This window comes from Streptomyces sp. NPDC005863 (assembly GCF_042871345.1).
Classification (GTDB): Bacteria; Actinomycetota; Actinomycetes; order Streptomycetales; family Streptomycetaceae; genus Streptomyces.
The window spans coordinates 573,056-586,651 of the sequence record NZ_JBIAII010000001.1; the positions used below are offsets into that span (position 1 = coordinate 573,056).

The 13,596-nt window shown below is 73.4% G+C and carries 3 protein-coding genes and 1 pseudogene; all 4 read right to left on the bottom strand.

Features of this window, described 5'->3' with window-relative positions; translation table 11 throughout:
* Nucleotide 1: 1 nt before the first annotated feature.
* A complete protein-coding gene (locus ACFYO9_RS02480; protein ID WP_355802898.1) occupies nucleotides 2–1,441 on the bottom strand; it encodes an MFS transporter in 1,440 nt (479 codons plus the stop codon).
* Nucleotides 1,425–2,534, bottom strand: coding sequence for an alpha/beta fold hydrolase (locus ACFYO9_RS02485; RefSeq protein WP_355802900.1), 1,110 nt, complete (start codon nucleotides 2,532–2,534; stop codon nucleotides 1,425–1,427). The genes ACFYO9_RS02480 and ACFYO9_RS02485 overlap by 17 nt, the downstream gene beginning before the upstream one ends.
* Entirely contained in the window at nucleotides 2,531–5,392 is a 2,862-nt protein-coding gene (locus ACFYO9_RS02490) for a thioester reductase domain-containing protein (RefSeq protein WP_358776865.1), read from the bottom strand. The genes ACFYO9_RS02485 and ACFYO9_RS02490 overlap by 4 nt, the downstream gene beginning before the upstream one ends.
* Nucleotides 5,385–13,589, bottom strand: a pseudogene (locus tag ACFYO9_RS02495) (HAD-IIIC family phosphatase); the annotation flags it as partial. The pseudogene ACFYO9_RS02495 and the gene ACFYO9_RS02490, both read right to left, overlap by 8 nt.
* Between the last annotated feature and the right edge of the window lie 7 nt (nucleotides 13,590–13,596).

A 13,596-nucleotide genomic window follows, 5' to 3' on the forward strand; every position in this document is an offset into this window, starting at 1 on the left:
GTCAACCGACGTGGTCGGCCGCCCTGGAGCCCTCGACCGGGGCGGCGGGGCCCGACCCGCGCATCAGGAGCACCGAGACGATCCCGAGCGCCGCCGCGCACAGCGTGGAGCCGATCGTGATGGCGGCGAAACCGCCGCGCGACGCGTCGTCGGCGTCGCCGGCGAAGCTGGCGAACAGTGAGCCGAAGAGCGACACCGCGATGGCCTCGCTGCCGAGCCTGACCGTGTTGATCCAGCCCGCCCCCATGCCCGCCTCGTCCGCCGGCACGTGCGCGAGCGCCTCACCGTCGACGAGGCCCGCCTGAAGCCCGAACCCGATGCCGACGGCCACCATCGGCAGCGCCATCCAGGCGAGGCCGGGAGCGGCGGCCGCCCCGGCCAGCACGAGGCCGACGACCAGCAGAGCGATGCTCCACGTGAAGACGGTGTGGACGGGGGTGCCGCGAGCGGTCATCCGGGCCGCGATCAGCGGCGCCACGAGGACGGGCAGGGTCAGGAACATCAGGTACGCGCCGCTGGCTCCCGCCGAGGCGCCGTACGCCCCCTGGAAGAAGACCGGCAGGTAGGCGACCGCGTTGGTGAAGGTGAACGACGCCACCGCGACCACCAGCGTGATGCCAGAGAAGCGCCTGCTGCGCAGTGTGCGCAGGCTCAGCAGCGGATTGGGCGCGGTCGACTCGCGCCAGGCGAAGAGCCCGTAACAGCCGATGCCGACGGCCGTGCAGAGCAGGAAGGGCGGCGAGGCCCACCCTGCGGCCGAGCCCAGGGCGAGGCCGCCGAGGGTGACGGAGGTCGCCGTGCAGAACAGCGCCGCGCCCGGCCAGTCGATCCGGGCCGCGCGCCGCTTCTCGTGGGCGGCGGCCCGGCGGATCAGCGGCATGCCCGCGCACGCGAGGACCAGGCAGGCCAGCTGGAAGCCGTAGACGAGGCGCCAGCCGGAGAGCTGGGTGAGCAGACCGCACAGGGAGGGACCGAACGCCAGCGAGAGCCCGGCGACCGAGCCGAGGAGCGCGAAGGCGCGGGTGCGCCGCTCGCCCTCGAAGTTCGACGACACGACGGCCGAGCCCACCGAGAAGACCGCCCCGGCCCCCGCCCCCGCCACCAGCCGGGCCCCGTCAAGGACCCAGTAGTTTCCGGCGACGAGGCTGAGCGCGGAACCCGCCCCGAACGTCAGGAGCCCGAAGAGCAGCGCCTGCCAGCGCCCGATGACGTCGGCGACGGAGCCCCAGACGAGGGTCGAGCAGGCGAAGGTCAGGTTGTAGCCGTTGAGGACCCACTGCTCGCCCACCGACGAGCCGCCCAGGTCGTCCGCGATGTCGCCGAGGGACACCGCGGTGCCCGACACCGACAGGGGCACCGTGAAGATGGCGAGCAGGATGACGGGCATGAGCAGGCGCGAGCCGGGCGCCGGGGCGCCCGGCCGCTCACGCGTGGAGCTCATCGGACACCGGGGCGCGGCACGCGTCGAGGAAGTCGACGATGTGGCCGAACACGTCCAGTGCGGCGTTGCGGCCGATGAACGCGTCGAGGTGGCCGTAGCCGGGCACCTCCACGTACCGGACATCCATGTCGGGGTAGCGGCGCTTCAGGACGTCGTGGCAGATCTCGTTCGAGTCGTACCAGAAGCGGTTGTCGCTGCCGGAGAGCAGCAGCAGCGGGGTGTCGAACGAGCCCGCCTCGTCGAGGGCGTTCTTCGGCAGGGCGTCGTAGCGGCCGTCGCCGTCGTTGTACCGCATCATCGTGTGGGCCAGTTCGATGCTGCGCAGATGCGGCAGGATCCACATCGGCACCGTGCCGTACAGGTCGGCCAGGCGGTCGTGCGTGACGTCGTGGAGATTGTCGTGCTGGAAGAGCGAACCGCCCACGCCCCACGAGTCATTGTGCAGGATCTGGCAGTTGGGGTCCTTGCACTCGGCGCCCAGCGACACCTCGGCGAAGATCAGGGAGTGCTTCGACCACATGCCGACCTTCTTGAAGTCGGTGGGGATGTTGACGAAGCGGGAGCGCAGCAGTTCCCCGCCGAAGTGCAGGCGCGCCCGCGTCTTCCAGGACATCTTCGGGGTGAGGAACACGCCCTGCGCGACGACCCCGGACAGGCCGGGCACGAGGCCGGCGGCCATGCTCAGCGACAGGCACATCGCGCCGATGCAGTGCGCCACGACGAGGAGTTCGCGTCCGCCGACGCGTTCCTTGATGAGGGAGACGGCCTCGGGGATGTCGTGGAGCGCCACGTCGTCGAAGGTGTACCGGACCCGGCCCTCGTTGTAGGGCAGCCGGCAGCTGCCGCGCCAGTCCAGGAGCCACGGCTCGTAGCCCGCGTCGAGCAGGACGTCCACGAGGTTGCGGGTCTCGGGGAGCGTGAACATGTCGGCCGAGGCGGTCAGTCCGTGCAGGATCAGGACGGCCGGGCGGTCGGTGGAGCCGTCCGCCGGTGCGACCCGGGTGAGGCCGAGCCGGACACCGTCGGACGTGGTGAAAGGGATGTCCTCGACCTGGTCACCGAGTGCGTGGTGGAGGGGCCTCAGCGTCGTCATCGGGTCTGCTCCCTTTTGATCATCAGCTTCCTGATCTTGCGTTGCAGCTTGTCCTGGTCGCGGTCGATGGCGTCCTTGCGCAGGTCGAGGAGTTCGGCGACGGCGCGCAGGGACGGCTCCGCGAGGCCCATGCCGACCTGGACGAAGAACCAGGAGAGCCAGGCGAGTTTGGCCAGCCGCCGCTCCTGCGGCGACAGCCGCGGATCGACCTCGATGCCGTCGATCTGGTCGGGCACGTAGCTCTTGCCGGGGACCTTGACGACGCCGGCGAGGCTCGCCGGCCCGTTCTCCCGGCCGAGGGTGACCTCGATGGTCCGGGTCTGCTTCCAGAAGTCCCGGCCGGCGCGGGCGGTCTTCCAGCCCTCCAGCCACCAGCGGCCGCCGTCGCGGTCCGCCAGGACGAGGCGGTAGCGCAGCAGCGGGTGGTCGCCGCCGTGCCGCAGCGGGACGCCCTCGTCGGGGCGGACCCAGATCTCGCCGGCCTCCACGGTCAGCGGCTCCGGGTGCAGGCGCTCACAGAGGACCTCGCCGCGGACGTCGATCTTCCGGTGGCGTACGACCTGGTACATGCTGGCGATGGACAGGGTGAGCGCCATCCGGCACTTGGTGTCGCGGTCCTCCCCGACCGGGCCCACCCGGCCCTTGGTGCGCTCGCGGAACGACAGGTAGGGCGGGTCCTCACGGCTGGGCAGCCGCGCGACACCGTCCTTCGCCATCCGCTCGAACGCCTTCAACTGCGCCTGCGCCCCGTACCGTTCGGCCTCGGGCAGCTTGTGCCGCGCGACGAAGCGGTCGGTGCGCTCCGAGCCCGCCTCGGGGCCGAACATCAGTGCCTCGAAGAGCTTCATGGCGGTGGGGCTGCGCAGGATGCGGATCAGGAAGTCGAGCTCCGGGACCGGGTCCGACGCGTGCCGTTCGATCATGTCGTCCCGCCATTCGCGCCAGTTGGCCACCCGCACGTTCATGCCGGCCAGCTTCATGTCCTTGACCAGCTGGGGCAGGGTCTCGGCGCGGCCGGTGACGTTGTAGTTCTGGCCCCACGCCGCGGGGTCGAACACCACCGCGGCCGTCACCTTGCTGATCCAGTCGACCGGGGCGAGGTTCATGAACTTGAAGGCCGGCACGGTCCGGTAGCGGGAGAACGCGCCGATCAGGCCGGTGCTGAGGTCGTGCGGGTTGTACACGCCGGTACGGGTGTGCCCGCCGATGGCGCCGGGCCGCAGGAACGTGACGGTCAGACCGTGTTCGCGGGCGCGCCGCAGCACCGCCTCCGCGGCCCACTTCGACTTGTCGTAGCCGGCGAAGAGCCGGTCGATGTGGGCGACCGGGTCGTCCTCGCCCATCTTTTCGATGCCGACCTCGTTGAAGACGGCGACCGAGGAGATGTGGTGCAGCGGCTTGGGGCGTCCCGTCATCGCCAGTTCGGCGAGGGCCAGCGGGCCGAGCACGTTGGTCTGGCGCAGCGAGGGGTAGCCCCGCAGGAAGTCGACGGCGGCGGCGACGTTGACGATCGAGTCGAGGTCGTGGGCGAGCTCCTCCCACACCTCCGGCGCGAGGCCGAGGCACGGCTGTCTGAGGTCGGCGGCGAGGACGGTGACCCTGCGCCGCACCTCCGCCGTCCAGGGCTGGTCGAAGCCGGCGAGGGCGTCGCCGAGACGCCGTTCGGCGGCGGCGTCGTCGGCGGCGCGCACCAGGCACACCACGTGGGCGTCGCCCTGCCGCAGCAGGTCGAGCAGGAGGTGGCTGCCCAGGTAGCCGGTGGCGCCGGTCAGCAGGATGCGGCGCGGCGGCACGGGGTCGGCCTGCCGGCTGAACGGCAGCCGGTCGGCGAGCGCGAGGTCGGCGAGGATCGCCTCCAGATCCTCATGGACGTCGTCCGCGGCGCGGACCACGACGGGGGCGATGGAGGAGGCGGGGGCGGGGGCGGGAGCCTGGGTGGGGGTGGCCATGGGGGTCACGGCGGTGGACGTTGCCGTCGGGGGCGCTGCCGTCGTGGGCAGACCCAGGGCCTTGGCCCAGCGTTGGGCGAGGCGGCGCGGACGGGCGTCGGCGAAGACGTCGTCCAGGGTCAGCTGTACGTCGAGTTCCCGGGCCATCAGCGCGACGAGCTCGACGGCGTCGACGGAGGACAGGCCGGCGTCGAACAGGTCCGTCTCGGCGTCGGGGGCGCCGCCGGGGAGGAACCGGGCGGCGCGGGCCGCGATGTCCGCGGCGACCTCCACCACGGACCGCGGTCCCCGCGTGGCGGCGGGCGCCGGGGCCTGCGCGGGTTCGGGGGCTTGCGCGGGTTCCGTGACCAGCGCGGGCGCCGGGGCCTGCGCGGATTCCCTGGCTGGCGCGGGCGCCGTGGCCTGCGCGGGTTCCGTGACCTGCGCGGGTTCCGTGACCTGCGCGGGCACCGTGACCTGCGCGGGCACCGTGACCTGCGCAGGTTCCGTGGCCTGCACGGGTTGCGCGGCCTGCGCGGGTTCCGGGGCCTGCGCGGGCGCCGTGGCCTGCGCGGGTTCCGTGGCTTGCGCGGAACCCACGGGGCTCGTGGTTCCTGCGGGGCTCGTGGCCCCCGCAGGCCCCGCGGACTTCGTCGCGCCCACGGAGAACTGCGCACCGGCGACGGGCCGCACGCCCGCCGAAGCCTCCCCACCCGCCAAGGGCCGCGCACCCGCCGAGGGCTGCGCCCCCGCCAAGGGCCGCGCCCCCGCCGGAGGCCGCGTCGCGGCGGATTCGGCCTGCGGCCTGCGGAAGTGCGCGAGGAGGTCGGCCGCCGCGCTCCGGCCGGGCCCGCGCCGCTCGATCGCCTCCTCCTCGGGACGCCGGTTGACACTGCGGTTGCGACTCGTGCCGCCGGCCGCCTCAGGCATTGCTGTCCTCCGCTGCATGATCGGATGCGGGATCCCAGGAACGGAACCCCCGAAGTCGTGCGAGCCCCACCGCCGTCTCCAGACGGGGCGCGTCCACGTCGCCCCCGCCGAGGCGGGAGACGAGGCGCCGGGCGGGGATGTTGCGGGGCGTGTTGTCGGCGACCAGCCGCACCGTGCGGCAGCCGAGGGCCTCGGCCCGGTCGGCGAGCCACCGCAGCAGCCGGTCCTCCACGCCCCTGCCGAGCACGCGGCAGCTCATCATCCAGGCGACGACCTCAAGGGCGTCGCCGTCGACGGTGACGGCCAGGACGCCGATCTGCCCGTACGCGCCGAAGCGGTCCCGTGCGGTCGCCGTCCACACCTCACCGCTCTGCCGCAGCCGTTCCAGCTCGGCGGCGTCCAGGGGCCGAGGGCGCAGGTTGAACTGGTTGGTGCGCCTGCTGAGTTGGATGGTGCGCTCGGCGCTCTCCCCGGTCACCGGCTCGATGTCGAGTTCGAGGCCGAGGTTCTCCAGGAACTCGGCGAAGCCGAGCTGGGCGCGGGCCTCGTCGCGTACCTGCTCCTGCCGGTAGAAGTCGGCCCTCGCGGAGTCCTCCGCCGTCGCGGCCCGCGGCACCGCGGGCCAGAGCCGGGCGATGAACCCGGCGAGCTCGTCGGCGCCGGGGCAGGTGAGGCAGAGCACCTCAGGGAGCTGGGCACGGACCCCGGCGATCTCGACGGGGTTGTCGTCGAGGAAGAGGAAACTGTCGAGGCCGAGCCGCAGTTCGTCGGCGATGGCGGCGATCCGGGTCCACTTGGGTTCCCAGGCGGCGGAGACCGCGGCGAAGTGCTCGCGCCGCAGCGGGCTGTCGGGGCGGTCGAGGATGCGGTGCACGGTCTCCTCGTCGTTGTTGGAGACCATGGCGAGCAGGACGCCGGCCTCCCGCCACTGGAGCAGCCGGGCGGCGAGCAGGGCGCGCGCGCCGGTGAAGTCGACGTTCTGCGGACCGACTTCACCCGCGATGCCGCCCCACAGCGTCTCGTCCCCGTCGACGACGATCACCTTGGGCGCCCGGCGCCGTACCTGCCGGAGCACGTCGGCGAGGCGCAGCGCCACCAGCGCCTGGAACTCGTCCTGGAACGGCAGATGGGCCATCGCGTCGGTGTGGGCGTCGAACACGTCCCGCGCCGGGTAGTCCTCGCCGGTCCACGCGTCGGAGGGCAGGACGGCGACGCCGGGTGCCTCGGCGAGCTGCCGGGTCACCCGGCGTTCCCAGTCCCGGAGCCGCGTGTCGTCGGCGCTCTCGGGCAGGAAGGCGACGACGAGCGGCTTGCGGGTGCGCTCGGCGAGGGCGCGCAGCGCGGCCGGGTACTCGTCCGCGAGCTGGTCGAGCAGGGCGTGCTCCTGTGCGCTGCCCGCCTCCGCGAACCGGGTCAGGTCCCCGGGCCGCAGCAGGACGAGGCCGACGGCGGTCGAGGCCTGGACGAACACGCTGCCCGGATCGTGCAGGCTCGCGAGGACCTGGTGGTACGGCGCCTCCGCCACGTCGAAGGGCCCGCCCTCGACACCGGCTTCACCGACGGCGAAGGACAGCATGGCCGGCAGGTTGCCGAGCGCGAAGGTCGCGGCGAGAGCGATCAGGGGGGCGGGAGCGGGCCCGGCGGCGAGAGGGTCCGGCGCGGAATCGGATACGGGGACAGCGGTGAAGGTGTCCGGCGCGGACGCGGCCCCGTCCGGTGTCCTGTCCGGTGTCCCGCCCGGGGCCCGTCGCGCCGGCGTCGTCGCGTCCGCCGCGAACTGTTCGGCGAGGCGCAGGAAGTCCCCGGCCAGGGCCGCGCAGGACGCGTCGTCGAGTACGTCGGTGTTGTACTCCAGGCCGACCTTGCCGAGGCCGGGCATCACCGTGACCATCAGGTCCAGGTCGGAGTAGCCGGTGCCCGCGGGGACGATGCTCAGGCCCTCCGCCGCTCCGGCCTGCGGCGGCATGTAGTTGAAGTAGACCTCGACGAGGGGCGCGTCCTTGCGGTACAGGCCCTCCTGGACGAGCGCGGACATCGCGTCGAAGAACGTGACGCCGCGCTCCAGGACCCGGCTGAGCCGGCTGTCGGTGCGCCGCAGCACGTCCTCCGCGGTGTCCGCGGCGTCGACCTGGGCGGCGTACGGGATCGGCAGCCCGAAGTATCCGACGGCGTCGAGGGCGGAGACGTGCATGCGGGTGTCGACGGGGACCGCGAGGACGAACCGGTCCCGGTCGCGCAGCCGCGCCAGGTGCGCGGTCAGCGCGCCCAGCCAGAACGCGGCGGGCGTGATGCCGAGCTCCCTGGCCCGGCGCTCCACCCGCTCCTGCACCTCCCGCGGAAGGTCCGCGAGGTGCATGGCCGAGCGGTACGACCGCTGCGCGGGTCGCGGCGCGGCCAGTTCCAGGTCGAGACGCCCGGCGCCCGCGAAGTCCGCACGCCAGTCGGTCCCGGTCCCGGCCCCGGTCGGCCCGTCGGCCCCGCTCTGGGCCCGCAGCAGCAGGTCGATGTCGCGGTTGGTGACCTCGGCGGGCGGCTCCGTCCCGGCGAGCCCGGCGCCCAGGCCGTGTGCCACGAGCATGAGCGAGGCCAGGTCGGAGACAGCGTGGTGCGCGCCGAACACGAGGACCTGCTCGCCGGACGGCCGGGCGAGCAGCTCGAACCGCCACAACGGGGCGGTGGCCAGGTCGAACGGCGGCTCCATCAGCGCGCACAGCCGCTCGTCCACATCGGTGTCCTCGGCGACGTCCGACCATCGCACCAGGTCGCCGTCGAGCGAGCGGCGTACCTCCAACTGCTGTACGCCGTCGTCGTCTTGGACGATCGCGGTGCGCAGCGCGGCGTGCCGGGCGGCGAGCGAGGTGACGACCTCGGCGATGCGCTCCGGGGTGGTCGGCGTGGCGAGCCGCACGGCGAGACCGATGTGGTGGGTCACGCCGGGCGTGCCGTGCTGCTCGGCGCGGAGGAGGCGTACGACGTCGCGGGTGGCCGGGTGGCGTACGACGTCGGCGACGGACTCGGCGACGGTCGCGCCGTCCGCCGTGTCCCCGGCCCCGCCCGCTTCCGTTCCCGCACCCGCGCCCGCGCCCGCGATCAGCTGGTCGGCGATGGAGTCCACGGTGGCGCCGTTGAACAGCGAGGCGATCGGCAGGGACTGGCCGAAGTCCGCCTCGATCAGACTGCGGATCTGCATGGCCATCACGGAGTCGAGGCCCTGGCCGACGAGCGCCGCGCCGGCGTCGAGCTCCGCGGTGTCGAAGCCCATCGTCGCGGCGAACCGGTACCGCAGCCGGTCCACGACCGCTTCCCGCGAGTCGAGCGAGAGCCGTCCGCCGGCCTGCGCCGACCGCTCCTGACGGGCCCCCGCGAGGCGGCGGCGCGGCGGGAACAGGCCGGCGAGGAGCGGGGGCAGCAGCGCCCGCTCGGTGGTGCGCAGGACGGGTTCGTCGAGGGCCGCCGCCAGGAGCAGCGCGTCGTCCGCGTCCCGGGTGAGCGCTGCGTCCAGGAGCGCGAGCCCCTGCTCGGTGGAGAGCGCGGCGATGCCCCCGCGGTTGATCCGCTTCAGGTCGGCGGCGCCGAGATGCCCGGTCATGCCGGTGGCCTCGGCCCACAGCCCCCAGGCCAGGGAGAGTCCGGGCAGTCCTGCCCGCCGGCGGCGCTGCATCAGCGCGTCGAGGAAGGCGTTGGCGGCCGCGTAACCGCCCTGGCCCGCGCCGCCGAGGACGCCGGCGAGGGAGGAGAAGGCCACGAAGGAGGTCAGCTCGGTGCCCGCGGTCAGCGTGTGCAGGTTCCAGACGGCGTCGGACTTCGGCCGCAGCACGGCGTCCAGGCCGTCCGCGTCGATGGACTCGACGACGGCGTCGCGGAGCACGCCCGCGGCGTGGACGACGGCGGTCAGCGGGAACTCCCGCGGCACGTCGCGCAGTACGCGGGCCAGCTGGTCGCGGTCGGCGGCGTCGCAGGCGACGACGGTGACCCGGGCTCCGGCCGCGGTGAGTTCATCGCTCAGGGCCGCCACGCCGTCGCCCGCGGGGCCGCGCCGGGAGAGCAGGAGGAGGTGCCGGGCGCCGAGCCGGGCCGCGTGCCGGGCCACCTGCGCGCCGAGCCCGCTCGTACCACCGGTGATCAGGACGGTGCCCGTGCCGAGAGCGGCGCCGGGGGCGGTGTCGGGGGCGGGGCGCACGTCCTGGGAGCGGAGGGCGGGGACGTACAACGTGCCGTTCCTGAGGGCCAGTTCGGGCGCCCGCGAGCGCAGGACGTCGGCCAGCGTGTCGGCGTCGATTACGTGGCCCGTGCCCGCGTCTAGCTCCGCGTCTGCGTCCGTATCTACGTCTACGAGGAGCACGCGGCCGGGGTTCTCCGCGCGGGCGGCTCTGGCCAGGCCCCATACGGCGGCGTGGGCGAGGTCGGGCGCGGCGTCGGGCGCCTCGGCCCCGGTGAGCACCGCGCGGCAGGTCAGCACGACCAGGCGCGCCGAGGCAGGCCGGTCCCGCGCCAGCCACTCCTGGACCCGGCGCAGGGTCTCCTGGAGGACGGCCCGGGTGCGGACGGCCTCGTCGTCGGTGGTGAGGGAGGCGGAGGTGGCCGCGGCGACGTCGAGCAGCGTGACGTCCGCGGCATCGGCGGCGTCCGGCGCGGCCGTCGCGCCGGCACTCTGTTCGTACGGCGACCAGTCGAGGGACAGCAGCGACTGCGTGCTGGTGTCCGGGCCGGCGAGATCGGCGGCTGCCACCGGCCGTACGAGCAGGGACTCGATCCGTGCGACGGGCGCGCCGGAGGGGTCGGCGGCCTCCACCGTGAACGTGTCGTCGCCGGTGGGGACGATGCGTACGCGCAGCTCGTTCGCGCCCTCACCGCGCAGGGTGACCGAGCCGAAGGAGAAGGGCAGTGGCGTGGCGCCGTCGAGTTGGCCCACGGCCGCGGCCTGGAGAGCGGCATCTAGGAGAGCGGGGTGCGCGCCGAAGCGCCGGGCCTCCTCCGCCTGCCGGCCGGGCAGGGCGACCTGCGCGAGGATCTCGCCGTCCAGCCGCCACACGTCGGTGAGCCCCTGGAACGCGGGACCGTACTCCAGGCCCGCGTCGGCCATCGTGTCGTAGTGCGCGGCGGTGTCCAGCCGTTCGGCACCCGCGGGCGGCCACGCGGCGCCGCACACCGGGACGTCGGCGGCGCCCTCCGTGTCGCCGACAGCCAGGACGGCGGACGCGTGCCGGGTCCACCGTGCGGAGCCGTCGGACCGGCGAGACCTTGCGTAGATGTCGAGGGGGCGCCCGGCGCCGCGCGCGCCGCCGATCTGCACCTGGACGTCGACCTCCCCCTGTTCGGGCAGGTGCAGCGGCGCGGTCAGCGTCAGGTCCCGCACCGTGTCGCAGCCGACCTCGCTCCCGGCGCGCAGGGCCATCTCGACGAAGGCGGTGCCGGGCAGGATGACCGTGCCGAAGACCGCGTGGTCCGCGAGCCAGGGCTGCGCGGCGCGGGAGAGGCGGCCGGTGAGGACGACGTCGTCGCTGTCGGCGAGCCGGACGGCGGCGCCGAGCAGCGGGTGCCGTACCGCTTCCAGGCCCGCGGAGCCGACGTCGGCGGAGGCGGCCGCGGCGGGCTGCCAGTACCGCCGGCGCTGGAAGGCGTACGTCGGCAGCTCGACCAGCTCACCACCGGCCAGCCACGGCGACCAGTCCACGTCGACGCCCGCGACGAACAACTCGGCGAGTCCGCGCAGCAGTTGGGTCTTCTCGTTCTCGTTGCGCCGGAGCGTGCCGACGGCGGTGACGCCCTTCGTACGAAGGTGGTCGGCGTACTGCGCGACGGCGCCGAGGAGCACGGGGTGCGGGCTGGACTCGACGAAGACGCGATGCCCGGCCTCCAGGAGGCGGTGCAGGGCCGCATCGAAGCGGACGGTCTGGCGCAGGTTGGTGAACCAGTACTCCGCGTCCATCGTCGCGGTGTCGATCACATCACCGGTGACCGTGGAGAACAACGGAACCTGCCCGCTCTTCGGCTCGATCTCCCCGAGCACATCCAGCAGTTCGTCACGCAGATCATCGACCTGCGGCGAATGCGACGCGTAATCCACCGCGATCCGCCGGACCTGGACCCCATCGGCCTCGCACCCGGCCACAAACACATCCAACTCACCAGGAGCACCCGACACCACGACCTGCTCGGGCCCATTGACCACAGCCACCTGCAACCCCGCAGACAACCGCCCCACAACATCGGCCTCAGGCGCCAGAACAGACACCATCCCGCCCTCGCCCGCAAGCCGCACAATCAACCGCGACCGCAACGCCACCACACGCGCCGCATCACCCAACGACAACCCACCCGCCACACACGCAGCGGCAATCTCGCCCTGCGAATGCCCCACCACAGCAGCAGGCCGAACGCCCAGGGAACGCCACAACTCCGCCAGCGACACCATCACCGCGAACAACACCGGCTGCACCACATCAACCCGCCGCAGCAACTCCTCGTCACCCTCCCGGACCACGTCCAAGAGAGACCAGCCATCCACGAACGGCTCCAACGCCGCACCACACTCAGCCATCCGCGACGCGAACACCGGCGAAAACTCCAGGAGTTCACGGGCCATACCCACCCACTGCGAACCCTGACCCGGGAACACGAACACCGCGCCCCCGGAACCGTTCGCCCCGGCACGACCGGACACGACACCCGAAACCTCACGACCAGCCGCCAACTCACCGAGTGCAGCAGTCAGTTCGGCAATGTCACTGCCGAGTGCGACCGCTCGGTGCTCCCACACCGCGCGCCCGACTGTCAGCGTGTGACCGACATCCCGCAGGCCCGGCACCCCGCCCTCGTCGAGCCGGGCCAGCAGCCTCTCCGCCTGCTCCGCCAGCGCCGCCGCACTCCGCGCCGACAACACCCACGGCACCACCGCAGCAGCACCGCCCGAAGGCTCCGACTCCCCTACTTGTGACGCGACTTGACCGGCCGGAACGGCCTCCAGGATCACGTGCGCGTTCGTCCCGCTGTAGCCGAAGGACGACACCCCGGCCCGGCGCGGGCGGTCGCCCTCGGGCCACGGGCGGTTCTCGGTGAGGAGTCTGACCTGGCCCTCGTTCCAGTCGACGTGACGGGAGGGCTCGTCCACATGCAGCGTGCCGGGCATGACGCCGTGCCGCATCGCCTGCACCATCTTGATGATGCCCGCGACACCGGCGGCCGCCTGCGTGTGCCCGATGTTCGACTTGACCGAGCCGAGCCACAACGGCCGCTCCACGTCGCGCCCTTGACCGTACGTGGCGAGCAGCGCCTGCGCCTCGATCGGATCGCCGAGGGTCGTGCCGGTGCCGTGGCCCTCGACGACGTCGACGTCCGCGGACGTCAGCCGGGCGGCGGCCAGGGCGTCCTGGATCACGCGCTGTTGGGCGGGGCCGTTGGGCGCCGTCTGGCCGTTGGACGCCCCGTCCTGGTTGACCGCGCTGCCCCGTACGACCGCGAGGACCCGGTGGCCGTTGCGTTCCGCGTCGGAAAGGCGTTCCAGGGCGAGCACGGCCACGCCCTCGCCCCAGCCGGTGCCGTCGGCGGCGGACGCGTAGGACTTGCAGCGGCCGTCGGCGGCGAGGCCGCGCTGGCGGGAGAACTCGATGAAGACACCGGGCGTCGACAGCACGGTCACGCCGCCCGCCAGAGCGAGCGTGCACTCGCCCTCGCGCAGCGACTGCACCGCCTGGTGCAGGGCCACGAGCGAGGAGGAGCAGGCCGTGTCGACGGTGACGGCGGGGCCCTGGAGGCCGAGCGCGTAGGAGACCCGTCCGGAGACGAGGCTGCCGACGCTGCCGCCGCCGGGGTCGTAGTCGTGGTGGAAGGACCCGGCGAAGACCCCGGTGGCGGTGCCCTTGAGGATCTGCGGGTCGATGCCGGCGCTCTCCAGGGCCTGCCACGACGCCTCCAGCATGAGGCGGTGCTGCGGGTCCATCCCGTGCGCCTCGCGGGGCGTGATGCCGAAGAAGGCCGGGTCGAAGTCCGCCGCGTCGTGCAGGAAGCCGCCGGAGCGGGTGTAGGTCTTGCCGGGGTTGCCGGGCTCCGGGTCGTAGAGGGCGTCGATGTCCCAGCCGCGGTCGGCCGGGAAGGCGCCGATCATGTCCTCGCCCTTGAGGACGACGTCCCACAGGTGGTCCGGCGAGGACACCCCGCCGGGCAGCCGGCAGCTCATCCCGACGATCGCCACGGGCTCGCTGCGA

Bases quoted from the DNA above. Each gene is read 5' to 3' on its own strand.
- ACFYO9_RS02485 (WP_355802900.1), bottom strand. From the start codon at position 2,534: ATGACGACGCTGAGGCCCCTCCACCACGCACTCGGTGACCAGGTCGAG.
- ACFYO9_RS02490 (WP_358776865.1), bottom strand. From the start codon at position 5,392: ATGCCTGAGGCGGCCGGCGGCACGAGTCGCAACCGCAGTGTCAACCGG.
- ACFYO9_RS02480 (WP_355802898.1), bottom strand. From the start codon at position 1,441: ATGAGCTCCACGCGTGAGCGGCCGGGCGCCCCGGCGCCCGGCTCGCGC.